The 23759-nt window shown below is 62.4% G+C and carries 24 protein-coding genes and 1 pseudogene; 6 read left to right on the top strand and 19 right to left on the bottom strand.

Annotated elements, in window-relative coordinates; all coding sequences use genetic code 11:
* Both ACYYKW_RS23790 and ACYYKW_RS23785 read left to right on the top strand, forming a co-directional pair.
* Positions 1-101 (top strand): annotated as a pseudogene (locus ACYYKW_RS23790) (hypothetical protein); the annotation flags it as partial.
* Entirely contained in the window at positions 93-602 is a 510-nt protein-coding gene (locus tag ACYYKW_RS23785; RefSeq protein WP_090283019.1) for a ferritin-like domain-containing protein, read from the top strand. The pseudogene ACYYKW_RS23790 and the gene ACYYKW_RS23785, both read left to right, overlap by 9 nt.
* 54 nt (positions 603-656) lie before the next feature.
* Here ACYYKW_RS23785 and ACYYKW_RS23780 read toward each other — a convergent pair whose 3' ends face one another.
* Positions 657-1646 (bottom strand): ribonuclease Z, encoded by a 990-nt coding sequence (locus ACYYKW_RS23780; RefSeq protein WP_464991333.1) that lies wholly within the window; start codon positions 1644-1646, stop codon positions 657-659.
* Between the two features lie 465 nt (positions 1647-2111).
* Between ACYYKW_RS23780 and ACYYKW_RS23775 the strand changes: the two genes are divergently transcribed.
* The gene (locus ACYYKW_RS23775; RefSeq protein WP_464991332.1) at positions 2112-2342 is read left to right on the top strand and encodes a hypothetical protein; all 231 of its coding nucleotides are present in this window, start codon (positions 2112-2114) and stop codon (positions 2340-2342) included.
* 12 nt (positions 2343-2354) lie between these two features.
* Here ACYYKW_RS23775 and ACYYKW_RS23770 read toward each other — a convergent pair whose 3' ends face one another.
* From ACYYKW_RS23770 to ACYYKW_RS23735, 8 genes are all read right to left on the bottom strand, one after another.
* A complete protein-coding gene (locus ACYYKW_RS23770; RefSeq protein WP_464991331.1) occupies positions 2355-2888 on the bottom strand; it encodes a DUF4142 domain-containing protein in 534 nt (177 codons plus the stop codon).
* Positions 2885-3052: a hypothetical protein gene (locus ACYYKW_RS23765; RefSeq protein ID WP_157720686.1), complete on the bottom strand. Its 168-nt coding sequence runs from the start codon at positions 3050-3052 to the stop codon at positions 2885-2887. The genes ACYYKW_RS23770 and ACYYKW_RS23765 overlap by 4 nt, the downstream gene beginning before the upstream one ends.
* Positions 3049-3294, bottom strand: coding sequence for a hypothetical protein (locus ACYYKW_RS23760; RefSeq protein ID WP_464991330.1), 246 nt, complete (start codon positions 3292-3294; stop codon positions 3049-3051). Before ACYYKW_RS23760 ends, ACYYKW_RS23765 begins: the two co-directional genes overlap by 4 nt.
* 565 nt (positions 3295-3859) lie before the next feature.
* Positions 3860-5719, bottom strand: coding sequence for an ABC transporter ATP-binding protein (locus ACYYKW_RS23755; protein WP_093101961.1), 1860 nt, complete (start codon positions 5717-5719; stop codon positions 3860-3862).
* A 654-nt stretch (positions 5720-6373) separates the two neighbouring features.
* Positions 6374-7486, bottom strand: a complete 1113-nt coding sequence (locus ACYYKW_RS23750) for an alkene reductase (protein ID WP_464991329.1) — start codon at positions 7484-7486, stop codon at positions 6374-6376.
* A 171-nt stretch (positions 7487-7657) separates the two neighbouring features.
* Entirely contained in the window at positions 7658-9892 is a 2235-nt protein-coding gene (locus ACYYKW_RS23745) for a xanthine dehydrogenase family protein molybdopterin-binding subunit (RefSeq protein WP_464991328.1), read from the bottom strand.
* Positions 9889-10362, bottom strand: coding sequence for a (2Fe-2S)-binding protein (locus ACYYKW_RS23740; protein WP_464991327.1), 474 nt, complete (start codon positions 10360-10362; stop codon positions 9889-9891). Before ACYYKW_RS23740 ends, ACYYKW_RS23745 begins: the two co-directional genes overlap by 4 nt.
* On the bottom strand, positions 10359-11636 hold the full coding sequence (locus ACYYKW_RS23735) for a c-type cytochrome (protein ID WP_464991326.1): 1278 nt from the start codon (positions 11634-11636) through the stop codon (positions 10359-10361). Before ACYYKW_RS23735 ends, ACYYKW_RS23740 begins: the two co-directional genes overlap by 4 nt.
* Before the next feature lie 288 nt (positions 11637-11924).
* On the opposite strand from ACYYKW_RS23735, the gene ACYYKW_RS23730 reads away from it, so the two are divergent.
* Both ACYYKW_RS23730 and ACYYKW_RS23725 read left to right on the top strand, forming a co-directional pair.
* Positions 11925-13124 carry an MFS transporter gene (locus tag ACYYKW_RS23730; protein WP_093101952.1) on the top strand — a complete coding sequence of 400 codons (1200 nt, stop codon included), beginning with the start codon at positions 11925-11927 and terminating at the stop codon, positions 13122-13124.
* A 94-nt stretch (positions 13125-13218) separates the two neighbouring features.
* A complete protein-coding gene (locus ACYYKW_RS23725) occupies positions 13219-14124 on the top strand; it encodes a LysR family transcriptional regulator (RefSeq protein ID WP_464991325.1) in 906 nt (301 codons plus the stop codon).
* Here the strand turns inward: ACYYKW_RS23725 and ACYYKW_RS23720 are convergent.
* The 8 genes from ACYYKW_RS23720 to cyoA form a co-directional block, all read right to left on the bottom strand.
* The gene (locus ACYYKW_RS23720) at positions 14084-15259 is read right to left on the bottom strand and encodes an MFS transporter (protein WP_464991324.1); all 1176 of its coding nucleotides are present in this window, start codon (positions 15257-15259) and stop codon (positions 14084-14086) included. The genes ACYYKW_RS23725 and ACYYKW_RS23720 overlap by 41 nt on opposite strands.
* Positions 15260-15301: 42 nt before the next feature.
* Positions 15302-15544: a DUF2934 domain-containing protein gene (locus ACYYKW_RS23715; RefSeq protein ID WP_090283032.1), complete on the bottom strand. Its 243-nt coding sequence runs from the start codon at positions 15542-15544 to the stop codon at positions 15302-15304.
* Positions 15545-15583: 39 nt separating this feature from the next.
* On the bottom strand, positions 15584-15838 hold the full coding sequence (locus tag ACYYKW_RS23710; RefSeq protein ID WP_093101949.1) for a metallothionein: 255 nt from the start codon (positions 15836-15838) through the stop codon (positions 15584-15586).
* A 111-nt stretch (positions 15839-15949) separates the two neighbouring features.
* Positions 15950-16867, bottom strand: coding sequence for a heme o synthase (gene cyoE / locus ACYYKW_RS23705; RefSeq protein ID WP_464991323.1), 918 nt, complete (start codon positions 16865-16867; stop codon positions 15950-15952).
* Positions 16825-17163, bottom strand: a complete 339-nt coding sequence (cyoD, locus tag ACYYKW_RS23700) for a cytochrome o ubiquinol oxidase subunit IV (RefSeq protein WP_464991322.1) — start codon at positions 17161-17163, stop codon at positions 16825-16827. The genes cyoE and cyoD overlap by 43 nt, the downstream gene beginning before the upstream one ends.
* 1 nt (position 17164) lies before the next feature.
* Complete coding sequence (locus tag ACYYKW_RS23695; protein WP_093101946.1) at positions 17165-17779, bottom strand: cytochrome o ubiquinol oxidase subunit III; 615 nt, start codon at positions 17777-17779, stop codon at positions 17165-17167.
* Positions 17780-17781: 2 nt separating this feature from the next.
* Positions 17782-19755 carry a cytochrome o ubiquinol oxidase subunit I gene (gene cyoB / locus ACYYKW_RS23690; RefSeq protein ID WP_093101945.1) on the bottom strand — a complete coding sequence of 658 codons (1974 nt, stop codon included), beginning with the start codon at positions 19753-19755 and terminating at the stop codon, positions 17782-17784.
* A gap of 2 nt (positions 19756-19757) precedes the next feature.
* Positions 19758-20687, bottom strand: coding sequence for a ubiquinol oxidase subunit II (gene cyoA, locus ACYYKW_RS23685; protein WP_093101944.1), 930 nt, complete (start codon positions 20685-20687; stop codon positions 19758-19760).
* 345 nt (positions 20688-21032) lie between these two features.
* Between cyoA and ACYYKW_RS23680 the strand changes: the two genes are divergently transcribed.
* Positions 21033-21347 carry a hypothetical protein gene (locus tag ACYYKW_RS23680; protein ID WP_464991321.1) on the top strand — a complete coding sequence of 105 codons (315 nt, stop codon included), beginning with the start codon at positions 21033-21035 and terminating at the stop codon, positions 21345-21347.
* A gap of 45 nt (positions 21348-21392) precedes the next feature.
* On the opposite strand, the gene ACYYKW_RS23675 is transcribed toward ACYYKW_RS23680, so the two are convergent.
* Both ACYYKW_RS23675 and ACYYKW_RS23670 read right to left on the bottom strand, forming a co-directional pair.
* Entirely contained in the window at positions 21393-22562 is a 1170-nt protein-coding gene (locus tag ACYYKW_RS23675; protein ID WP_336354677.1) for a zinc-dependent alcohol dehydrogenase, read from the bottom strand.
* Entirely contained in the window at positions 22562-23395 is an 834-nt protein-coding gene (locus tag ACYYKW_RS23670) for an SRPBCC family protein (RefSeq protein ID WP_464991320.1), read from the bottom strand. Before ACYYKW_RS23670 ends, ACYYKW_RS23675 begins: the two co-directional genes overlap by 1 nt.
* Positions 23396-23759 lie beyond the last annotated feature (364 nt).

The raw sequence follows: 23759 nt of genomic DNA, 5'->3' as shown, positions 1-23759 counted from the left end.
GGGCCATGGACCGCTTCAACCCGCACAAGGTCATCGGCACGTTCTACCTGCTGGCCGGGGTGTTTGCCTACGCGGTAGGGCAGAGCCTGATCATGGCCACTCCACAGGAAAATCTGCTCGACTGGCTGCGTGACGCCCATGCCATGGAGCAACAGGCCGAGCAAATGCTCAAGGCGCAATCCAAGCGCCTCGAGCACTACCCGCAACTGAAAGCGCGGATCGACCAGCACATTGAAGAAACTCTCGGCCAGCAGAAACTCATCGATGAGTGCCTGCAACGATTGGGTGGCGACTCGTCGACGATCAAGGATCTGGGCGGCAAGTTGATGGCGTTCGGTCAGGCCGTGGGTGGCTCGTTGATGAGCGATGAGGTGATCAAGGGCGCGATGGCCGGTTACGTGTTCGAGAACATGGAAATCGCCAGCTACACCGTGCTGATTGCTGCCGCCGAAGCGGCGGGTGACACCCAGACGAAAAAGGCTTGTGAGTCGATTCTGCCGCAGGAAGTGGCCATGGCCGACTGGCTGCTCAAGCACCTGCCACAGCTGACCGAGGCGTTTCTGGCTCGCTCGGCTGACCCCGACAAGGAAGCCAAGAAGTAACCCCAACGTGGAACCGGAACGTCCGTTCGCCAGGCGAGCGGACGTTTTTATTTTTCATTTATCGTGCGAGCGGGGCAGAGGGTTTCGCATCACCGGCTGCAACTGACCGTGCTGATCGAAGTGATAGCGCTGCAGGTCGCGCGCCAGAATCAATCGGCCGTTGTACAGCGCTGCCGCCTCACTGCGCACGTCTTCGATCGACGGATGTTGCGCCGGATTGGCCTGGTAGCGTGCGCTGAAGTGCGTCAACACCAGATTGCGCACGCCCACCGCTTCGGCAAAACCGGCGACCGCAGCGGCGCTGCTATGGCCGTAGCTGGCGCGGGTTTTATCGATGGCCGCTTGGATGAACGTCGCCTCATGCACCAGTACATCGGCTGAAGCGGCAACTTCCGCCAGCAGTTCCGGGCGGTCGTTGTCGCCACACACAATGATGCGCTGGGGCGCACGAGCCCTCAGTAAATAGTCCTGCGCGCGCAGCCAGCGCCCGTCGTGCAGCACATCCTGGCCGTGGGCGAGTTCGCCCCACAGCGGACCGCGTTCGATGCCTTCAGCGTCGAGCCGTTGCACATCCAGACGCGGCGCCGGATCGGCTTCGGTGAAGACATAACCGTGACACGGCACGCGGTGCGACAGCTCGACCGTGCTGACCTCGACGTTGCCGTTGCGCCAATGCTCGAGCGACTCGACGGCGTGCAGATGGATTTCGAAGGGCAGATGCGACTGGGTCACCGCGAGGCTCAACGTCAGCCACGGATGCAGCGCCGCCGGGAGGATGATATCCAGCGGCCGCGATCGTCCAGACATGCCGGTACTTGCCAGTAAACCGGGCAGGCCCAGGCAATGGTCAGCATGGACATGGGTGATGAAAATTCCACGCAATTCGCTCAGCGACAACGGCGTGCGCAGGACTTGATGCTGCGTGCCTTCACCACAGTCGATCAGATACCAGCCTCTGCCCGACGCCTCGATCAATGCCGTGGCGCTGACATTGCGCTCACGGGTCGGCACGCCGGCAGAGGTGCCCAGAAACAACAAGTCCACGATAGTGTTCTCTCGCAATCATCAGGTGAAACGCATAAGACGGAATGGCCATGGGTTGTCGTCATCGACCGGCGCTTGCGTCCGGGAGTTCCGCATCTCGATGCGGTGGCCAGTGGCGGGATGCGCTGTTGCTCTAACGCCAAAATCAAAAGCCCCTCACCCTAACCCTCCCGAAACGTCGGACCGCCCGTAGGGAGAGGGGACTGACCGAGTCGTTTGGGCGACGTGTGTCGTATTGGTGATGTCGCGGCGAATACTAAATCCGAATACCACCCAAATCGGCTCCCTCTCCTGGGGGAGAGGGCTGGGCGGGCGGCGTTCCGATGAGGGGAAAGCCTCACCACCTCACTAAAGCCGAACACCCGAACTCGTAGCAATGAACAAACAACCCAACCAAAAAAAATCGAACGCTAACCCAACCACAACGTCCATCGCCATAAGCCCCCAAAAAAACCGGAGAACCCAATGAGCAGTTACCCAATGGACGAAACCGATTCAGACCACCGCAACCGCCAGCTCGGCCTGGCCCTGGGGCTGGACGCCGACGAGGTCGAACTCTGGGTCAGCGCTATCGAAGAAGACGGCAGCGGCATGGGCTACGTCGTGCACTTTTCCGACGAGACGCCGGTCGATGTCCTCGCCAAAGTCCAGGGGCTGGGCGACGACATGACCATCAACGTTGGCCCCATCGACTGACAGCGCCGCCGCTCAAGGCTTGGTCGGCGCAATCAGTTTCCCGGCCGAAGGCTTGAGTTTTTCCTGAAGAGCCTTGGCCGTCTGCGCCTGCTTTTCGATGCCTGGCAGCGCTGATTTCGCGAAAGCCTTGAGCTGCGGGTTTTCCGAAGACATCGCCTCTTTCTTGAACAACATGACCTTCTGCTCGAGGGTCTCGGCCTGGCTGTCGATGTAGGTGCGGTCGAACGATTCGTCACGCGATTCGAGGCGTAATTGCTTGGCTTTTCCGGCGGTCGAAGGTTCGGCCGGCACGTCCATCTTCAAGGTTTGCCCGAGCTGCTGCAGTTTCGGATAGAAGCGGTCGTGGTCAGCGATCATGGTTTTGGCGAAGTCCCTGACTTCGGGCAGTGCACTGTTTTCCATGGCTATCCGAGAGGCGTTGTTCTGGAACAGGCTCTGTTGCGCCGCTTCTTCGACGAAGGCATTGAGTGTGACGGCGTAACACAGGGCGACGGTCTGCAGGCTCAGGACCAGCGTGGCGAGGGCTTTTACTGCGAGCTTGTTCATGTCCGGCCAACCTCCGGGTCACGTTCTTTATCCGCAGGGCCGGGGGTTACGCGGGCGCCTTGTTGGTGGTCGTTGTTTTCGCGGCGTACGCGTTGATCGTCGGTCAGGCCGTCGGCTTCGGTGTTCGGCGTGGTTGGGGCTTGGTTGGGTTTTTCACCGGTCATGGGTTGATTCCTGAGTGGCTTGAATTGGCTGTGACGGCGGTCACTGAGCGGGTGTAGGCCGCGGTGGCGATTTCGATCAGGGTGTTGCGTTCGGGGGTATTGATGATCCCGCGGCTGCGGTAGTCGTCGGCGAGCCGGAGCAGTTCGTCGTAGCGGTCTTCGGGTTCGCTGAAGGTGTTGGTAGTGTTGGTCAGCAGGTCGTGCCATTGGCTGTAGGCGAGCATTTTGGTTTCGTTGTACATGGCGTTTTTCCTCGGCCCTTTGTGGGGTAGAGGAGGGGCCTTGGTGGGGTGTTCCCTGGGGGCGACGTACGGTTGGTTTTGGTTCTTTTGGGTGTTTGGTTTTGGGTGAATATCCGTTGCTGCGGTAACGGCGGCTTAGGGTTCCGCCCTTACGGCGGGTCACCTTTTTCAAACGCCAAAAAGGTAACCGAAAAGGCTTGCTCCTGCGTTCGGCCCTCGCAGGCTCGGGTCCCTTCGCTGCGCTCCCACGCCCGGATCAATCCCTCCGCTCAGCCTTCCGACGTCGCCGGTGACGCAAGATCAAAAGCACTCGAGCTTGCGCTCATTGTTGAGTGGTTAGAAGCGTTTGTTCGGCTTGGGGTTTGTGGTGTGGCTGCCCCTCACCCCAGCCCTCTCCCGAGGGAGAGGGAGCCGATTTGGGTTGGCTTTGACGTGTGCGTTCGACTCGGTTTCAGGTTTGCGTACACTCCTGTTCACCGCGGTCGGTCCCCTCTCCCTCCGGGAGAGGGATAGGCGGGCGGCGTTCCGATGAGGGGCCTTTGACTTTGCTTCTAAAATCGCCAAATCACGCCTGATCCAACGTCGCGGCAAACCCCTGATCTTCCCCCAGAAACCCGCCGCTCTGATGCTGCCACAACCTCGCATAAATTCCGTTTCTGGCCAGCAGTTCGGCATGGGTGCCTTGTTCGATGATGCGGCCTTCGTCCATGACAATAAGCCGGTCCATGGCGGCGATGGTGGAGAGGCGGTGGGCGATGGCGATGACGGTTTTGCCTTGCATCATTTCGTCGAGGCTTTCCTGGATGGCGACTTCGACTTCGGAATCGAGGGCGCTGGTGGCTTCGTCGAGCAGCAGGATCGGGGCGTTTTTGAGCATGACTCGGGCGATGGCGATGCGTTGGCGCTGGCCGCCGGAGAGTTTGATGCCGCGCTCGCCGACCAGGGTGTCGTAGCCGCTGTGGCCCTGGCGGTCGCTCAGTTGGTTGATGAAGCCGTCGGCCTGGGCGTTGGCGGCGGCGCGGTGGATGTCTTCGTCGCTGGCGTCGGGGCGGCCGTAGGCGATGTTGTCGCGGATCGAGCGGTGCAGCAGCGAGGTGTCCTGGGTGACCATGCCGATGGCGCTGCGCAGGCTGTCCTGGGTCACTTCGGCGATGTTCTGGCCGTCGATGCGGATCTGCCCGCTGTCGACGTCGTAGAAACGCAGCAGCAGGTTGATCAGCGTTGATTTGCCGGCGCCGGAGCGGCCGACCAGGCCGATTTTTTCGCCGGCGCGAATGTGCAGGCTCAAGCCGTCGAGGACCTGACGTTCGCCGTTGTAATTGAAGCTGACGTCGTCGAACGTCACCGCGCCGCCGCCAGGTACCAGCACGCCGGCGTTCGGTGCGTCCTGGACTTTCGGACCGCGGGTGAGGGTGGCCATGCCGTCCTGCACGGTGCCGATGTTCTCGAACAGCGAGGTCATCTGCCACATGATCCAGTGCGACATGCCGTTGATGCGCAAGGCCATGGCGGTGATCGCCGCGACCGCGCCTGCGCCGACCTGGCCCTGGTGCCAGAGCCACAGGGCATAGCCGCCGGCGCCGATGATCAGCGCGACCACCAGGGCCTGGTTGACGATCTCGAACTGACTGACCAGACGCATCTGGCGAAACCCGGTGAGTTTGAAATCTTCCATTGCCGCGCGGGCGAAATGCGCTTCGCGTTTGGAGTGCGAGAACAGTTTCACCGTGGTGATGTTGGTGTAGGCGTCGGCGATGCGCCCGGTCATCGATGAGCGCGCATCGGCCTGTTCCTGGCCGACTTTGCCCAGGCGTGGCACGAAGTACACCATCGCCAGCGCGAACAGCGCGACCCAGGCAATGAATGGCAGCATCAGCTTCAGGGCGAAGCCGCCGGCCAACGCGATGATGGCGATGAAGTACACGCCGATGCCGGGGGCGATTTCGATCAAGGTGAACAGCACTTCACGCACCGCCAGCGCGGTTTGCATGACCTTGGTGGTGACTCGGCCGGAAAACTCATCGGAGAAGAACGACAGGCTTTGCCGCAGCATCAAGCGGTGAAAATCCCAGCGCAGGCGCAGCGGCAGGTTGATCGCCAGGATCTGGTGCTGAACCATCGTGCGCAGCGCAACCAGCACGATGCTCACCAGCAGGACGATGCCGATACCCCACAGCACGCGGCTTTCTTCGGCACTGACGCCGCCACCGGCCTGCCAGGTCGAGAGCAGGTCGACCACCTGGCCGAGGAAGGAAAACAGCCACGCTTCGTAGATCGACACACCGGCGCTGAGCAGGGCCAGCGCGAGGATATAGCCGCGCGCGCCGCGGGTGCACGCCCACAGAAAACGCGTCAGGCCCACCGGCGGTGGCGGCAATTCATCAGGCGGGAAGGGATCGAGTCTACGTTCAAACACGCGAAGCATTGCGCACTCCGAAAAGGATCAAGGTCGGGGGATTCTGCCACTTAACGGCGCCCTTGAGGGTTTGCCGGTCGATGTCAGGTCATCTGAACTGACCCTGAAACGGGGCCGCAGTGCCAATTGATTGCGCTTGCCGGGTACGCACTGACGCTTTCCTTGCCCAGTGTGTGCTGCAATTGATGAACAAGATCAAAAGCCCCTCATCGGAACGCCGCCCGCCTAACCCTCTCCCGGAGGGAGAGGGAACTGACCGAGGTGGATGCGAAAGCTACGCCAACGTGCAATACCGAGTCGAATGCACAATTGGAAAAGCCCACAAATCGGCTCCCTCTCCCTCGGGAGAGGGCTGGGGTGAGGGGCAGCCACACCACAAATCCCCAGCCAACCACCCGCTTCTAACCACTCAACAATGAGCGCCAGCTCGAGTGCTCTTGATCTTGCCTAACCGGCGATCCCGGAGCGAAGGGACCCCGAGCTTGCGAGGGGCCGCACGTAGGAGCAAGCCTTTTTGGGTACTTTTTCGGCGTCTGGAAAAGTGCCTCGCCGTAAGGGCGAAACCGCCAGCCGCAACACCAAAAAAAACGGATATTCACACAACCCAACCACAGCATGGCCGGCCCAAAGGCCGCCACGCCACAAAAAAGAGCCGCCCCCCGCTCAGGCATAAAACGGATAATCCACGTACCCGCGCTCATCGCCACCAAAGAAACTGCTCGGGTCCGGCGTGTTCAGCGGCAGGCTTTCGCGGATCCGCCGCGGCAGGTCCGGATTGGCCAAAAAAGGCCGGCCAAACGCGATGATGTCGGCACGCCCCGAGCGCAACGCCTGCTCGGCAGACTCGGCGTCGTAGCCGCCCGCAAGGATCAACACGCCTCTCCAGATTCCGCGCAATTGCGCAATGATCGCGTCCCAGCGCGGGTCAAAATTTTCGTCCTTGACCGTGCCGACCATCGCCGGCTCGACCAGGTGCAGATACCCCAGATTCCACACATTCAGCGCCTCGACCAGATAGCCAAACGTGGCTTCTGGTGTGTCATCGCCCATGCCCATGAAACGCCCCATTGGCGTCAGGCGTACGCCGACGCGTTCGGCTCCCACTTCGTCGGCCACGGCGGCGACCACCTCAAGCAACAGACGCGCGCGATTCTCGACGCTGCCGCCGTAGGCGTCGTTGCGCTGATTGCTATTGCTGTTGAGGAATTGATCGAGCAGGTAGCCGTTGCCCGCGTGGATCTCCACGCCGTCCATCCCGGCACGAATGGCATTGCGCGCAGCGCGGCGATAGTCCTCGACGATGGCGGCGATTTCTGCGGTTTCGAGGGCGCGCGGTACCGGCACGTCACCCCAAACGCCATTGCCGTGTTCGTCAACGATGAAGGTCTTGCCGGGCACCGGCAGTGCGCTCGGTGCGACGGGCAGGCCGGCGTCCGGTTGAAAGCTCGGGTGCGAGACGCGGCCCACATGCCACAGCTGCATGAAGATCAGCCCGCCAGCGCCATGCACCGCGCCGCTGACTTCACGCCAGGCCGCGACCTGCTCATCGCTGTAAATGCCTGGCGTCCATGCGTAACCCTGGCCCTGGCGGGAGATCTGCGTGGCCTCGGTGATGATCAGCGCAGCACTGGCGCGTTGGCGGTAGTACTCGGCGTTCATTGCGTTCGGCACGTCGCCGGGCTGACCGGCGCGCGAGCGCGTCAGCGGCGCCATGGCGACGCGATGGGAGAGGGTGTAAGGGCCGAGGGTGACGGGCTGAAACAGGCGGCGGGTCATGGGCAACTCCAGATAATCAACGAATGACATGAAGCGCGACAGTCGGGCTGCGCACGCGGTAGAGCTACGTTAACCGGGCCGGGCGGGGGTGATAATCGGTGGGCGGCGCTACGCTGTTTTGCGTCTGGCGCAACGGCGCCCGCGTTCATTGGCGATGAACGCGGGCGGTGCTCAGGAGGGTTGGGTCGAACGGCTCAGCGGCAGGTTCAGCCAGCGCCGGCCGGTGGCATTGGCGACGGCATTGCCGAGCGCAGCGGCCATCGGCCCCTGGACAATTTCGGCGGCGCCGAGGAACGGTTCGCCGGGCTGGTCGAGCAAATGCACATCGACTTTTTTCGGCAGTTGCGTGAAGCGCAGGATCGGATAGCCGCTCCAGTCGTAACTGCGAATGCCGCCCGCGTCGTAGGCGACTTTCTCGTACAGCGTCCAGCTCGCCGACTGCACGATGCCGCCCTCGACCTGATTGCGCAGGCCGTCGGGGCTGACGATCTGGCCGACATCCACCGCCGTCACCACATGCTCGATGCGCACTTCGCCGGTTTGCGGATGCACCCGCAGGCGCACGGCGAGGGCGCAGTAACCCATGATGTTTTTGTAGCGGGCGAAGGCGAAACCGATGCCGGCCCCGGGCTCGGGACTTTTTTGCGTCCAGTCGATGGCATCGCGCACCCGCTCGATCACCGCACGCGCACGCGGGTCGGTCAGATGCGCCAGGCGCAGGGCCACCGGATCGAGGCCGGATTTGTTTGCCAGTTCATCAATGCTCGCCTCGATCGCGAAAATATTGATGTGCGCCCCGAGCGAGCGCATCGCCGAGGTGCGAAACGGCATGGTGGTGACGAAGTTCATGTTGATCCGGGTCGCGCCGAGGTCATACAGCGGCACCGCGTTGCGGTCACCGTCGCCTTCGGGCTGGGCGATCGGCACCGAGGGCGCCGAGGTGAATGGCTGCGCGAGCAAGCGCGCCGGCAACAGGCGCCCGGCATTGACGATGCGCTCGTTGTGCGGCGTGGTCCACAGCTCGTAGTGCCAGTCCTGCAGGCGATTGTTCGCCAGGCCGACGTCGACCTCGGCCACCATCGCCGAGCTGTACGGTTCCCAGAGATTTTCCTGCTCGCGCATCCACTGCACGCGCACCGGCGTGCCGGGAACGCGCATGGCGATCAACGCGGCGTCGGCGGCGGCATCGTCGGCACCGTTGTGGCCGTAACAGCCCGAGCCCTCGGTGTGGATGCAGCGCACCCGCTCCGGCGGCAGGCGCAGCATTTCGGCGATGCCGGCGCGCAGCGGATAGACGCCTTGAGTATGCGTCCACACGGTCAGCACACCGTCCTTGAACCAGGCGACGGCGCAGGACGGACCGATCGAGCCGTGCATCAGATATTGCTTGGTCACCCGCGCTTTGAATCGCGTTTCACCGGCGTTATTCACGTCGCCATTGTTGCTGATCGGATAGCGCCGCGAAGGCAGGCGCTTGAGCAAGGCATGAATATCAGCGGCCTCGGGAATTGCGTCGCCACCACGCCAGCGCGCGACCTCGCTGGCGCTGCGCATGGCCTTGATTGCTTGCCATTCGTCACGGGCAAGCACAGCGAGATAATTGCCGTCGCGGATTACCTTGACCACCCCGGCCAGTGCCTCAATGGCCGGCGCATCGAACGCCTCCAGTGTGCAACCCGGACGCGGCGGGCGAATCACCCGTGCATGGAGCATGCCGGGCAAGCGCATGTCCTGGACGAACGCGGCGCCGCCGCTGACTTTTGCCGGAATATCCAGACGCGGCAGCGAATGCCCGATCAGCTTGAAATCCGCCGCTGGCAGGCTCGGCGATTGCGCCTTGGCGTATTGGTGCACATCGACGTTGCTGACCGCTTCGGCGTAACTCATGCGTTGCCCGGTCGGTCCTTCGATCATTGCATCAGCGGTAGTCAGCTGCGCCGGGTCGACCTGCCAGCGGCGCGCGGCGGAGTCCACCAGCATCTCGCGCACTTGCGCAGCGGCATGGAACAGCGCGGTGCCGCTGTCGAAAATGCTGTGACTGCCGGCGGTGTAGCCTTCGTTGGGTGTCAGCGCGGTGTCGGCGGTGAGCAGGTTGATCGCACTGGCCGGCACTTGCAGGCGCTCGGCGGCGATTTGCAGCAACGCGGTTTTCACTCCGGTGCCCAGCTCGACCTTGCCGGTGTACACGGTGATACCGTCGGCGTCGATGCGAATCCACGCGTCGAGGTAGGGATTGGTGCGCAGGCTGCCCGGCAGATCCGGCGCGAGGACCACGGTGCCGAGCGTGTCGACTTCAGTGTCGGCCAGCGCCCGCCGCGCCATCGGCACCAGGGTGAAGGCCATCAGCAATGCGCCGCCGCGCAGGAATGCCCGGCGGCTCGGATTCAGACCGGTTGATTCGCTCATGACCGGCTCCCGTGTTGCCCGGCGACCAGGCTGATCGCCTCGATGATGCGCAGGTGCGTGCCACAGCGGCACAGATTGCCGGCCATGTGCTCGCGGATGGTTTCTTCGTCCGGGTGGGGGTTGCGTTCGAGCAACGCTTGCGCACGCATCAGCATGCCGGCAATGCAGTAGCCGCACTGCGCCGCCTGTTTCTCGATAAAAGCCGCTTGCAGCGGGCCCGGTTTTTCTGCACTGCCGAGGCTTTCCACGGTGCGGATCTGCTTGCCTTGCAGACCCGCGCAGGGCGTCAGGCAGGCGAATACCGGTTGGTCATCGACGATCACCGTGCAGGCGCCGCACTGACCCAGACCACAGCCGTACTTGGCGCCGTTCAGGCCCAGATGATTGCGCAGCGCATACAGCAGCGGCATGTCCGGCTCCAGCTCCAATGCCTGGGCGGCGCCGTTGACATTGAGGGTGATCTGGCTCATTTGGCCTCCTGACGTAACGCTTCAATAGTGGAAGAGAGGTCTGCCCAAGGCTGAGCGGGGCGCGCCTGCTGGCGCAGATACACGGCCAGTGCGGCGAGCTGGCGGTTGTCGAGGCTGGCGGCGAACCCGGGCATTTGCGGTCCGGGCGAACCGGGCGTGGCCGGCAGCCCTTCGAGTACGGTCTTGAGGAAATTGCGCGAACTGGCCGCGTGCAGCGCCGAGGTGCTCTCCAGCGGCGGCCGCCCGTCGATCTCGCGCATCGGCGCGGCGCGGCCATGGCAGCCGGCGCAGGCACTGCTAAACAGCAGCGCGCCTTGGGCAGTGGATGCAGGGTCGATCGGCGTTGGCGCCGTGGTTTCGGTAACCGTCGGCGGCTGCTCCAGGCTCAGCAGATACTCGGCAATCGCATCGGCTTCGCTGGCCGGCAGACGCGCCAGACTCAGGCTGACCGGGCGCATTGGGCCAGCCGCAGTACCGTGCCCGGCGACCACATCGGCACGCAGATAATCGACCAGTTGCTCGCGGTTCCACGGATTCGCCCGTTGCCCCAGACCGACCAGCGCCGGGGCCTCCCAGCCGTCGACGCTGCCGCCGTGCAGGTACTCGGAGGATTTCTCCGCACCGATCAGGTTGAGCGGTGAATGGCAGCCGGCGCAGTGCCCCGGCCCGTCGACCAGATAACGTCCACGGTTCCACGCCGCGCTGCGTTCGGCCAGGGGCGTCAGCGGTTCGCCGTGCAGAAACAGCAGGTTCCAGAACGACACCAGCGGGCGAATGTTCATCGGGAAATTCATCTGGTTCTGCCGCGCCGGCGCCTGCACAGCGGGGCCGCTCATCAGGTACGCATAGGCATCGGCGATGTCGTCGGCGCTCATGCGCCGGTAGTGCACGTAGGGAAATGCCGGATAGAGAAAATGTCCGTCACGCGCTATGCCCTGGCGCATTGCCCGCTCAAAAGCGGGCAGCGACCATTGGCCAATGCCGGTCTGCGCATCCGGGGTGATGTTGGTGCTGTACAGGGTGCCGAATGGTGTTACCAGCGGCAGTCCGCCAGCCAGATATTCACCGCCGGGGCGGGTATGGCAGACCGCGCAATCGCCGGCTTCGACGACCCGCGCACCGCGTTGGATCTGCGCCGTATCGAATATCGGAGGGCGCTCGATCGGCGCAATCGCCGGGCGCCACATCAACAACACTGCGGCGGTCAGCGCCACTGCCGCCAATAACGCTACGGCGATCCAGAAGGTGCGGGATTTCAGCCAGGGCAGGTTCATCAGAGCGACCCCGGCACAGGGCAAAACAGCGGGGGGGAAGGACGGCGAGTCATGCGAAGCTCCTTGTGACGACCGGGGAAGGGCGCCGACGTCTGCGCCTCGGACAAAGCCTAGAGAACACTCGCACGGCGGAGAATCCGCGCTTGGCGCAACAGCGCGTTGCGTCACAAGCAACACCGTGTGCCGTTGCGCCACACGCATCAGTGCGTTGCCCGGCGCAGTGATTCTCGCGGCCCGGTGCTGGCCGTAGCCTTGGCTCACCTTTTCCAGACGCAATGAGGTGTCACCATGCTCACCGGCAATCCCGCCGCTACGGCCAAGGCCGAGCAACCCGCTTTACTCTCCGGCCTGATGGTCGCGTTCCTCGCATTCTGCTGTGGCGCAGTCGTGGCCAATCTTTATTACGCGCAGCCCATCGTCGAGTTGATCGCGCCGCAAATCGGCCTTTCCAGCGCGAATGCCAGCCTGATCGTCTCGCTGACCCAGTTCGGTTATGCCCTGGGCCTGCTGTTGCTGGTGCCGCTGGCCGACCTGATGGAAAACCGCCGTCTGGTGGTCGGTTTCACTCTTGCCGCGAGTGTCGCGCTGTTGTGCGCGGGGCTGACCCATTCGCCGTCGATGTTCCTGTTGTTTTCCCTGCTGATCGGCCTGACCTCGGTCGCCGTGCAGATCCTCGTGCCGCTGGCCGCGCATCTGGCGCCTGAAGCCACGCGCGGCCGGGTGGTCGGCAACATCATGAGCGGCCTGCTGCTGGGGATTCTGTTGTCGCGGCCACTGTCGAGCCTGTTGGTCGAAGTGTTCGGCTGGCGCGGGGTGTTTTTCAGCGCCGCCGGGTTGATGGCGGTCATTGCCCTGATCACTGCCGTTGCGCTGCCACGCCGTGTGCCGAGCCATAAAGCGACGTACACGGCGCTGATCGGTTCGGTATTTGCCTTGGCGCGCAAGCATGCACTGTTGCGTCAGCGTTCGCTGTATCAGGGGTTGCTGTTCGCCAGCTTCAGCCTGTTCTGGACCCTGGCGCCGATTGAACTGATGCGCCATCACGGCTTCAGTCAGGCGCAAGTGGCGATTTTTGCCCTGGTCGGCGCCGTCGGGGCGATCGCTGCACCGATTGCCGGGCGCCTGGCCGATGCCGGGCATGCAAGGCGCGGCACGCTGGTGGCATTGCTGCTGGCTCCGATTTCGCTATTGATCGCTGCGCTGCCCGGCAGTGGCTACCTGTGGCTGGTGGTGTGTGCGGTGCTGCTGGATTTCGCCGTGCAGTTGAACCTGGTCCTCGGCCAGCGCGAGGTCTATGCGATCGACCCGCACAGCCGTGCGCGCCTCAATGCGGTGTACATGACCAGCATTTTCGTCGGCGGCGCCCTCGGTTCGCTGGTCGCCAGCCCGCTCTACGAGCACTTCGGCTGGAACCTGTCTGCGGTTGCGGTAGCGCTGTTGCCGGCCCTGGCGCTGGGGTTGTTCCTGAGCCACAAAGCCGATGCCTGAGTACGCGGCCGCTGCAGCCAAGCACGGCGATACAAGACGGCAAGCGCACGGTGATGCACAATCAGCGCCGTTCCTTTCCGACCGGACCCCGCTGATGGACAAGTTGCTGGCCTTGAAGATGTTTGTCGAAACCGTGCGCTGCGGGGGCTATTCCTCAGCGGCGCGCAAACTCGGGATCTCGACGTCTTCGGTGACCCGGCAGGTGGCGGGGCTGGAACACGAACTGGGCGCGAGCCTGCTCAACCGCACCACGCGCAACACCAGCGTGACGGTGGCCGGGCAGACCTACTTCGACAAGGCCGTGGCGATTCTCGACGCGATCGACGAAGCCGACGCGGTGGTCGCTGACCGTGGCAGCGAGGCGCAAGGGCGGCTGCGCATCAGCGTGCCGGTGGAGTTCGGCCGGCGCCTTATTGCGCCACACCTGAGCCGCTTGCTGGCGCGCCATCCGGGCCTGGAAATCAGCCTGTCGCTGAGTGATCAGGTCAGCGACCTGCTCAGCGAACAGATCGACGTCTCGGTGCGCCTCGGCTCCTCGGTGGTCAGCGAGGACATCGTCAGCAAACGCGTCGGTCAGTTCCAGCGCTGGGTCGTCGCCAGCCCCGAGTACCTGGCGTGCAGTGCCGAGCTGTGCCATCCGCGCGACCTGCTCGATCATCAATGCCTGCGCTTCGATTACGCCGGCACCCACCAGCACTGGACCTTTCAGGGCGACGACGAAACCATCCAGCTCAACGTGCACGGGCGCCTGCAAAGTAACAATGCCGACATCCTTCGCGAAGCCGCTATCGACGGTGGCGGCGTGACGCTGCTGGCCGACTGGCTGGTTCGCGACGACGTGGCCGCCGGACGACTGGTGCGCGTTCTCGAGCAGTATCAGGTCAATCCCGGCACTGCCAGCACCTGCATCAACGCGCTGTACCTGCCCAACCACCGGGGCTCGAGCCGTATCAACGTGTTCATCGATTTTCTGCTGGAGATTCTCCAGCCGGCGGCTTGATCGACTGCTTTGCGGCGCTTGCTCTCGGCAGCATCGCCACGCCTGCAGCGAAGGCAAACGCGCACAGGGCGACGATCACCCCGGCGGTCTCCAGCACCGCGCCAAACAACGGCGTGCCGGCGGTTTGCCCCAGCGCCAGGACCAGAAACGGAATGCCCAGCCCCAGATCCGGACGATCCGGAAACAGGTTGATCCCCTGAATCAGATACACACCGGACGAGGCGATGTAGGCCGCGCCAAACAGGCACATCGCCGCGAGCCCATAAGCCGCCGAAAGCGAAGCCGCTGCCAGCCCCAGCGTGCCCGCGGCGATTCCGGCGAGGGCCAATCGATGCATGCGCGCAACACCAAAACGACCGGTCAGTACGCCGGTGGTGCAGCCACTGATGCCCGCAGTGCCGAGCAATATCCACGCCCAGGCAATCGACCGATCAGAGAAACCAGCTTCAGCGCGCAGAATGTCGGCGCCGAACGTCCAGATCGCGGTGCTCGCCAGTCCCATCAGAAAGGCGCTGCAACACAGCGGCAATACACCGGGGCGGCGCAGCAGGGTCAAGGAAAACTTGCCCGTGGTTGCGTTTTCGCCACGGCGCGGTACGGCAAACCACAGCCACAGCGTAATGCCGACGCCCATCATTGCGAACAGCGCATACAACTGCCGCCACTGCCCTGAGGCGACAACCACGGCCAAACCGGAAAAAACGATGCCGGCAGCGGTGCCGGCGTTAATGAAGCCGTTGGCCCGCGCGCGCTGCGCCTCGGCAATACGGGCCGCCACCGCGCTGGCCAGCGGCGGTGAAGTCAGGCCGGTGCTCAATCCGGCGAGCGCCACGCCACAGCCCAGCGCCAGGCCCGATTGGGCGAAGACGATCAAACCCATGCCGGACGAAGCGGCCGCACCGGCAAGCACCGTAAGTGCGCGCGGGCTGAGTTTGCCGTTACTGATGAATGTCGCGACGATGCCCACGCAGTAGGCCGCGAAGGCGCTGCCGCCGATCCAACCGGCCGCCGAGACGCTGAGCGCCAGCTCCTGACGGATCTGCGGCAACAGCAGGCCGTAGGCAAACCGTGCCAGACCATAGGACAACGCCGTGAGGGCGAAAGCCGCCGCCACCAGGTTAGCGCCGCGCTTCAAAGCTTCAGCGCCCGATCAGGATTGGCGACGGCATGGTCAAGGTCATTTCGCTGCGGCGGAGGTTTTCTTGCGGGTTTTGCTCGCCGTGGCGGCGGGCGCCTCTTTGCTCTTTTTCCGTGGTGCCGGCGGCGCTACGCTGCTGGCGACGGAGCCGGGCAAGCCGTCGGAGTCGAAGGCATCGAGTTCGGCGCGGGCCTGGAACCAGTGATCGAAATCCTGTCCGTGCGGCCGGCCTTGCTCTTCCCAAAGGCGATAGGCGGTTTTGCGGATGGTTTCCTCGTCCATATCAATCTCTCCAGCGGGTAAAAAATCAGGGACTGCGCGTTACGGTGAAATCGGATCGCTGGCGGGGAAGGTTTCTTCCACCGCTTCGTCCAGTTTGGAATCACTGACGTTGCGCTCACTGTGCCCCAGGTTCTGCTCGCAGTGGCAACTGCTCGACGGGCAGGGCTGGCCATTGGGGTGAAGGTCGGCGCAGGCCTGACTGCAATAGCGTTTGCCGTCGCGCTCGACCGCGTTGTCGGCACTGCAGGTGCAGCCGGAGCAGGCGCATTGTGATGTTGAGGTGTCGTTAGCCATGTGGGCCTCCCGGTTGCTGATGGTTGTTGCGTTCATCAATTCTGATAACCGGCAGCGCGACAGGGTTTGAACGGATTTCTTCAGGACCGATGAGCGGTCGCTACGCGCTGGCTAAACGCTGAATGACGGCAGTACCGCGTTCAGCGCCAACGACAGGTTCAACGCCAGAATCAGCAGGATCGACACCACAAAAAGCCGTCGTGCCCAGGCTTTCGACGTGCGGCTGCTGACCCGCCGCAAGGCCAGGTAAAACCAGTAGCCACCCAGGCCGACAATGACCAGCGGGTACGACACGTTGAGATTTGCCACCCAGCCCAACACGGCCGCGCTGATGAGGAACGCCAGCATGTACAGAATGATCTCGCGTCGTGCCTGATTCAGCGTCAGGGTTGGCAGCCCGGCGGCGCGGAAATCCTCGTGGCGCATCACGGTAATCGCGTGGGAATGCGGCATCTGCCAGCAGCAGAACACGATGACCAGCAACAGCGCGGTGGCGTCGAAATTGCCGGTCACCGCGCCATAGCCGATCACCGGCGGCATGGCGCCCGACAGGCTGCCAACCAGCGTGCCCCAATGCGAGCAGCGCTTCATCAGGCAGGTATAAACGCCTGCATAGATGATCAAGCCAATCGCCGCCAGCGCACAGGCCAGCGGCGTGGTGCCGGACCAGAGCAGGGCAAAGCCGAGCAGTCCGAGCACGCCCGCATAACACAGCGCCGCCGGCACTGACACCGCACGGATCGCCAGCGCCCGATGACAGGTGCGGACCATGCGCCGATCGATATCGCGGTCGACGCAGTTATTGATCACGCAACCGCAAGCAATGATCAACGCGGTACCCATCACGGTGGCCGCCAGATGCGCGAGCGACAGAGGTCGCCCGGCAGCCGCGAGCAGGTAACCACCGAGTACCGATGCCAGATTGCCGAAGATGATCCCCGGTTTGGTCAGTTCAATGCCGACGTTGAGCGGTACCCTCCATTGCCTCAGTGCGCCAGCATGTTGTGGTGAATGCTGTCCATGATCCATAGCGAAAGCCCAACCAGCAGAAGAATGATGACCACCGAAAAGATCAGCGCGATGAGGTTCCAGCGCTGTTCCGAGGCGGTGTCCAGATGGAGGAAGTATTTGAGGTGGGCGAAAACCTGCACCACGCCGAGCGCCACCACCACCCACGCGGTGACGCTGCGCGGCAAGGTCGGAAACATCACCAGACCGAACGGAATCACGGTAAGGACCACCGAAATGATGAAGCCGACCATGTACGTACGGCTGCTGCCGTGGCTGGTCCCGGCACTGCTGTGAACCTGACTTTGGTTATACATGTCACACCACCCCCAACAGATAAACCACGGTAAATACGCAAATCCACACGACATCGAGGAAATGCCAGAACAGGCTCAGGCAACTCAGGCGCGTGGTGTTGGTGTTGGTCAGGCCGCGGCTGCTGACCTGCGCCATCAAGATCGCCATCCACACCAGGCCGCTAAGCACGTGCGCGCCGTGGGTGCCGACCAGAGTGAAAAACGCGGTGAGGAAACCGCTGCGATCCGGGCCGTAGCCTTGTGCGATGAGGTGATGGAATTCGTTGATTTCCATCGCGATGAAGCCACAGCCCAGCACGAAGGTCACCGCCAGCCAGCGCAGCACATGGGCCTTGTCGTTGCGGTTCATCGCCAGCATGGCGTAGCCGTAGGTGATGCTGCTGAGCAGCAGCAGGGCGGTTTCAGCGAGGACGTAGGGCAACTCGAAAATATCGACAGTCGACGGCCCTCCGGCGACGCTGTCACGCAGCACGGCGTAGCCGGCGAACAGCGTGGCGAAGAGAATGCAGTCGGTCATCAGGTAGATCCAGAAACCGAACACCCGCATGGAACCGGCGTCTTCGTGGCCTTGCTCATGGCTGTGAGCGATGTCTTTTTCCAGGACGATATTGGACATGATCAAGCCTCCGCCAGGTCTTTGAGACGTGCTTTTTCGATCCGCGCCACTTCCTGCGCGGGGACGAAATAGTCGATGTCTTCGTCATAACTGCGCACGACCATGGCAACCACCGAGGCCACCAGACCGAAGATCGCCAGCCACCAGATATGCCAGACCAGGGCGAAGCTGCAGATCAGCGCGAAAATGCTGATCACCAGACCGGCCGAGGTATTACGTGGCATGTGGATGGCGCGGTAATCGGTGTGGCTCAGGGTGCTGACGCCGCGCTCTTTCATGCCCCAGTAAGCGTCCAGATCGTTGACTTTCGGCTGCTCGGCGAAGTTGTAGAACGGTGGCGGCGAGGCCGTGGCCCATTCCAGCGTGCGACCATCCCACGGGTCACCGGTGAGGTCGCGATATTTCGCGCGGTTGCGGATGCTCACATACAGCTGCAGCGCCTGCGCGGACACGCCACAGAGGATGATGCCGACGCCGACCAGTTCCAGCAGCAGCCACGGTTGCCAGGCCGGGTTGTCGAAGTGGTTGAGGCGTCGGGTCATGCCCATGAAACCGAGCACGTAGGACGGCATGAAAGCGAAGTAGAAACCGATCAGCCAGCACCAGAAGGCGATGCGCCCGAGCCGGTCGTTGAGGCGGAAGCCAAAGGCTTTCGGGAACCAGTAGGTCAGCCCGGCCATGTAGCCGAACACCGCGCCGCCGATGATCACGTTATGGAAGTGCGCAATCAGGAACAGGCTGTTGTGCAACAGGAAGTCCGCGCCGGGCACCGCCAGCAACACGCCGGTCATGCCGCCGATGCTGAACGTGACGATAAAGCCCAGCGTCCACAACATCGGCGTTTCGAAGCGCACCCGCCCGCGGTACATGGTGAACAGCCAGGTGAAGATTTTCACCCCGGTCGGCACCGCAATAATCATCGTCATGATGCCGAAGAACGCATTGACGTTGGCCCCGGCGCCCATGGTGAAGAAGTGGTGCAGCCAGACGATGAACGACAGGATGGTGATCGAGATCGTCGCCCACACCAGCGACACGTAGCCGAACAGACGCTTGCTGCTGAAGGTCGCGGCGATTTCGGAAAAGATCCCGAAGGCCGGCAGAATCAGGATGTACACCTCCGGGTGGCCCCAGGCCCAGATGAGGTTGACGTACATCATCGGGTTGCCGCCGGCCTCGTTGGTGAAGAAGTGCATGCCCAGATAGCGGTCGAGGGTGAGCATCAGCAGGGTCGCGGTGAGGATCGGGAACGCGGCGAGGATCAGCACCGAGGTACACAGGGCGTTCCAGGTGAACACCGGCATCTTGAACAGAGTCATGCCTTCGGTGCGCATTTTCAGAATGGTCACGAAGAAGTTGACCCCGGTGAGTAACGTGCCTATCCCGGATATCTGTAATGACCAGATGTAGTAATCGACACCCACCCCGGGGCTGTAGCCGAGTTCGGACAGGGGCGGGTAGGCGACCCAGCCGGTGCGGGCGAATTCACCGACGCCCAGCGAGATATTGACCAGCGCCGCACCGACCACGAACAGCCAGAAACTCAGCGCATTGAGAAACGGATATGCCACATCGCGCGCGCCAATTTGCAACGGCACGACGATGTTCATCAGGCCGACCACGAACGGCATGGCCATGAAGAAAATCATGATCACGCCGTGGGCGGTGAAGATCTGGTCGTAATGTTCCGGCGGCAGATAACCCGGCCCGCCACTCGAGGCCATGGCCTGCTGGGTGCGCATCATGATCGCGTCGGAAAAGCCGCGCAGCAGCATGACCAGGGCGACGATGATGTACATGCAGCCGATTTTCTTGTGATCGACCGAGGTGAACCACTCGCGCCAGAGGTACCCCCACTTGCGCTTCCAGGTGACGGTGCCGACCAGGGCAAAACCCATCAGGCCAACGATGGCCAGGGTGTACATGACAATCGGCTCGTGCAATGGAACCGCGTCCCATGAAAGTTTCCCGAACATTGTTAACGCTCCTCGGCCAGCAGACTCGGTTGTTGATCGACGCGCTTGTCGTCGCTGTTGCGTTGCACCTGGCTACCCGTGGGGCGCGGTGCCTTGTTCATGCCTTCGTACTTGTCGACGATATTCAGGAACAGTCGCTCCTGAACTTTCGAGTAATAAGTAATCGGGTGCGCAACCGAAGGCTTCGCCAGTTCGGCATAACTGTTCTGATCAAGTTGCTGGGGGGTGTTCCTGACCTTGTTTACCCACGCGTCATAGTCGGCGCCATTCAATGCCAGGGTGCTGAAGTGCATGTCGGAGAAGCCGTGGCCGTTATAGTTGGCGGCGATTCCGCGATATTGTCCGGCTTCATTGGCGATCAAGTGCAACTTGGTTTGCATGCCCGCCATGGCATATATCTGCCCGCCAAGAGCGGGAATAAAGAAGGAAGTCATGGCGGCGTCGGAAGTGACGGTGAAACTTACCGGCGTATTGACCGGCAGTGCCAGTTCATTGACCGAAGCAATACCCAGATCCGGGTAAATGAACAACCATTTCCAGTCAGTGGCGACCACCTGCACGTTCACCGGCGGGACATCGGAGTCGAGCGGTCGATAAGGGTCCAGCGCGTGCGTGGTTTCCCAGGTGACCCAGCCGAGCACGCAGATAATCAGGAACGGCACGCCCCAGACCACCGCTTCGATCTTGTGCGAACTGGCCCAGCGCGGCGAATACCGGGCTTTCTTGTTGGTAGCGCGATAGCGCCAGGCGAACAGGAAAGTCATCACGATGACCGGAATCACCACCAGCAGCATCAGGCCGGTCGCGAGGATGATCAGGTCGCGTTCATCCTTGGCCACCTGGCCCTTGGGGTTGAACACGATCAAGTTGCAACCGGCGAGAAGAACGCTGGTAGCGAGATAGGTCAGGCCATACCCAATGATTCGCTTCATACATGCTCCTGTATAAACGCCGATCCTCGTCCTGTGGCGGAACTGCGACGCACCTGAGTAAAACAATGAGTTGAGGTATTGCCGCTGCGTTTGTTTAAAGCGCAGCGAAGTTGCCTGCATCAATATTCAGGCGGCTGTAACGGTGGTTCATGTGAGCCACGATTTTTTGAATAAACCCTTGGGCATTGGTTTGACAAAATGTTACTGAACCTGACGAACGGTTGAACTAGCGAAACGGCGGGGCAGAACTGGCGGACTATGCTGGAAATGACCTTTGGCAAATTCGGGAATCATCCAGCGACAGCCTGGGTCTTTGAATAAGCGGATTCAGATCAGGAGTACGACATGTTCAAACGCGGCGAGACCTACAACAAATGGAAGGCCACGGAGAGGGCGGAAAAGTGCCACACGGAAGAAGTTGAAAACGGCTGTCACATCGAGGTGCGGGCACGCGAGGCGGACGATGGCAACGTGGAAATGTTCATCAGCGTCTACACGGCGACCGGCGAATGCGCCTACGAGCGAATCAAAAAATTGCCCGGTATCGAATGGGAAGTTGAAGACGCGCTCAAGCGCGGCATCGATCAGGCAGAACGCATCGCTGGCGGCGAGTCGGGGCGATTGTCCTGTGCCGACGCGCACGGCCATGAGAATGAATGACAGCGCCGCTGACGCCGGCAAACGGCGTCAGCGGCGTTGCAACCTTCACGGCTTGAACACGGCGCGAATGCACTGATCGGTTTTCTCCTTGAACATCCGATAGCCTTCGGCGCCGTCCTCCAGACTCATCGGATGGGTCAACAGCCATGACGGGTCCAGTTCGCCTTTCTGGATGTGCTCGAACAACGTCGGTGCGTAGCGTTGCCCCGGCTGTTGCCCGGAGCGCACGGTCAGCGCCTTGTTGACGATTGCGCCCATCGGGAATTTATCCAGCAACCCGCCATACACCCCGACCACCGACACCGTGCCGCCCTTGCGACAGGCGCGAATGGCCTGACGCAGCACGGTGCCGCGTTCGGTGTGCAGACGCAGCATCTGTTTGGTCTTGTCGTAGGCGTAGTCGATTTCCGTGCCGTGAGCTTCCATGCCGACGCAATCGATGCAGCGGTCCGGCCCGCGCCCGCCGGTCAGTTCCAGCAGCGCTTCGTGAACGTTGGTCTGCTCGTAATTGATCGGAATGGCGTTGCAGCGTTCTTCGGCCAGGCGCAGCCGCTCGGGGTAACGATCGATCGCAATGACCCGTTCGGCGCCGAGCAGATAGGCGCTGCAGATCGCCATGAGCCCGACGCCGCCACAGCCCCAGACCGCCACCGTCTCGCCCGGTTGAATGTCGGCGTTGTCGGCTGCGAAATAACCGGTGGGCGCGGCATCGGAGACAAACAGCGCCTGCTCGTCGCGCACGCCCTCGGGCACCTTGAACAGGTTGACGTCGGCGTAGGGCACACGCACGTAGGTGGCGTGGCTGCCGGGGTAGCCGCCGAACGCGTGGCTGTAGCCGATAATCCCGCAGCACGGTTGGCCGTAGGCGAGGTCGGTCACCGACGGATTGGGGTTGGAGTTGTCGCAGCAGGAAAAATCGCTGCGCTGGCACGGCTCGCAATTGCCGCAGCCGATGATGGAAATGGTGATGACCTTGTCGCCCTTGCGCAGGCCATTGACGCCGGGGCCAACCTCTACGATCTCGCCCATGAACTCATGGCCGATGATATCGCCCGGTTTCATCGCCGGAACGTAACCGCCGAGCAGGTGCAGATCGGAGCCGCAAACCGAGGACAGCGTGACGCGGATGATCGCATCGCGCGGGTTGAGAATCGACGGATCAGGCACATTGTCGACTTGCAGATGGTTGGGTGCTTGCCAGGTGAGTGCGCGCATCAGTGAATCCCCCCTTCAATCGCCACGCCGGTTTTCACCGGTTGTTGACCGGCCGCGGTATGGCCGCTGTCGCCGTGGACATAAAAGAAATCATCGTCGCCTTCAGGGCGCATGCGGTTGTTGCTGACTTCGCCGGTTTCCATCTGTTGCTTCACCGCTTGCAAGCCATTGAGCAGCGCCTTGTCGCTGAACAGGCTGATTGCGCGGGCGAAGGCGTAACCGAGTTTGCCCATCGCCGGTTTGCACACGACCACCGCTTTGACCTGAGTGCCACGGTTGGCGGGGGCGGGGGTCAACGTCAGGGAGATGTCGTGTTGCCAACTGGATTGATCCGGGGTTTGCCAGTGCAGGGTGTTCGGGTCTTCGGCGGGCTGGCGGATCAGCGTCGTTTGCAGCTTGCGACCGGCGGGAGCGCGCAGCGTCCAGCAGGTGGTGTCCGGGCTAAGTTGTTCGACGCTGTCGACCCAGCGCAGCAGCGGCCCGATGTTTTCGACGCGGGTGATGAAGTCACGGACTTCTTCCAGCGGGCGGTTGATCGTTACGCTGCGGGTGATCGCTTCGCTGATCGGCCAGTGGTGTTCGCGGCTGAATTGCTGTTCGAACGGGGTAGGGGTGAGGGCCTGTTTCAAGCGGCAGTGGCCGGCGGCGCCGCGCCATACGCCGTATGCGCCGGCGACGATTTCCAGTGCGCCGGCGAGGCCGCCGGTGCGCCAGCCGTGCAAGAGCAGTGCGCCGCCGGCGGTGAGGGACAGGGCGCGTTCGGCGCTGCTCATTGTGCCGCGCTGGCCGGTGTCGTTTCTTGTGTGGGTGGCTATCAGTGGATGGTCAGTCATGTTGCGGTTCTCCATCGGGGTGTTTGCGATAGAAGAAATGCTGGCGTTTGCGGTTCCACTGGGTTTGTCGGTGGTGGGATGAAAGGTCGTCTGTGTGTGCGCAACACCCTTGTAGGAGTGAGCCTGCTCGCGATGACTTTCTTTCAGGCGCTGAGTTTTTTGGTTTGGGTACATATCCGTTGCTGCGGTAACGGCTTCTTATGGTGTCGCCCTTACGGCGACTCACTTTTTTTCAAACGCCAAAAAAAGTAAGCAAAAAACGCTTGCTCCTGCGTTCGGCCCTCGCAGGCTCGGGTCCCTTCGCTCCGGGATCGATCCGGGCGCAGCGGCTACGGTTTGCTTCGCTGCACCTCCTTCCGCTGTG

This window comes from Pseudomonas sp. 15C, assembly GCF_055484735.1.
This window is presented reverse-complemented; position numbering and strand designations above follow the sequence as displayed.

Excerpts from the sequence above, each read along its gene's own strand:
- ACYYKW_RS23785 (WP_090283019.1), top strand. The coding sequence starts at position 93 with ATGGCCACTCCACAGGAAAATCTGCTCGACTGGCTGCGTGACGCCCAT.
- ACYYKW_RS23775 (WP_464991332.1), top strand. The coding sequence starts at position 2,112 with ATGAGCAGTTACCCAATGGACGAAACCGATTCAGACCACCGCAACCGC.
- ACYYKW_RS23770 (WP_464991331.1), bottom strand. The coding sequence starts at position 2,888 with ATGAACAAGCTCGCAGTAAAAGCCCTCGCCACGCTGGTCCTGAGCCTG.
- ACYYKW_RS23765 (WP_157720686.1), bottom strand. The coding sequence starts at position 3,052 with ATGACCGGTGAAAAACCCAACCAAGCCCCAACCACGCCGAACACCGAA.
- ACYYKW_RS23760 (WP_464991330.1), bottom strand. The coding sequence starts at position 3,294 with ATGTACAACGAAACCAAAATGCTCGCCTACAGCCAATGGCACGACCTG.
- ACYYKW_RS23755 (WP_093101961.1), bottom strand. The coding sequence starts at position 5,719 with ATGCTTCGCGTGTTTGAACGTAGACTCGATCCCTTCCCGCCTGATGAA.
- ACYYKW_RS23750 (WP_464991329.1), bottom strand. The coding sequence starts at position 7,486 with ATGACCCGCCGCCTGTTTCAGCCCGTCACCCTCGGCCCTTACACCCTC.
- ACYYKW_RS23745 (WP_464991328.1), bottom strand. The coding sequence starts at position 9,892 with ATGAGCGAATCAACCGGTCTGAATCCGAGCCGCCGGGCATTCCTGCGC.
- ACYYKW_RS23740 (WP_464991327.1), bottom strand. The coding sequence starts at position 10,362 with ATGAGCCAGATCACCCTCAATGTCAACGGCGCCGCCCAGGCATTGGAG.
- ACYYKW_RS23735 (WP_464991326.1), bottom strand. The coding sequence starts at position 11,636 with ATGAACCTGCCCTGGCTGAAATCCCGCACCTTCTGGATCGCCGTAGCG.
- ACYYKW_RS23730 (WP_093101952.1), top strand. The coding sequence starts at position 11,925 with ATGCTCACCGGCAATCCCGCCGCTACGGCCAAGGCCGAGCAACCCGCT.
- ACYYKW_RS23725 (WP_464991325.1), top strand. The coding sequence starts at position 13,219 with ATGGACAAGTTGCTGGCCTTGAAGATGTTTGTCGAAACCGTGCGCTGC.
- ACYYKW_RS23715 (WP_090283032.1), bottom strand. The coding sequence starts at position 15,544 with ATGGACGAGGAAACCATCCGCAAAACCGCCTATCGCCTTTGGGAAGAG.
- ACYYKW_RS23710 (WP_093101949.1), bottom strand. The coding sequence starts at position 15,838 with ATGGCTAACGACACCTCAACATCACAATGCGCCTGCTCCGGCTGCACC.
- cyoE (WP_464991323.1), bottom strand. The coding sequence starts at position 16,867 with ATGGATCATGGACAGCATTCACCACAACATGCTGGCGCACTGAGGCAA.
- cyoD (WP_464991322.1), bottom strand. The coding sequence starts at position 17,163 with ATGTATAACCAAAGTCAGGTTCACAGCAGTGCCGGGACCAGCCACGGC.
- ACYYKW_RS23695 (WP_093101946.1), bottom strand. The coding sequence starts at position 17,779 with ATGTCCAATATCGTCCTGGAAAAAGACATCGCTCACAGCCATGAGCAA.
- cyoB (WP_093101945.1), bottom strand. The coding sequence starts at position 19,755 with ATGTTCGGGAAACTTTCATGGGACGCGGTTCCATTGCACGAGCCGATT.
- cyoA (WP_093101944.1), bottom strand. The coding sequence starts at position 20,687 with ATGAAGCGAATCATTGGGTATGGCCTGACCTATCTCGCTACCAGCGTT.
- ACYYKW_RS23680 (WP_464991321.1), top strand. The coding sequence starts at position 21,033 with ATGTTCAAACGCGGCGAGACCTACAACAAATGGAAGGCCACGGAGAGG.
- ACYYKW_RS23675 (WP_336354677.1), bottom strand. The coding sequence starts at position 22,562 with ATGCGCGCACTCACCTGGCAAGCACCCAACCATCTGCAAGTCGACAAT.
- ACYYKW_RS23670 (WP_464991320.1), bottom strand. The coding sequence starts at position 23,395 with ATGACTGACCATCCACTGATAGCCACCCACACAAGAAACGACACCGGC.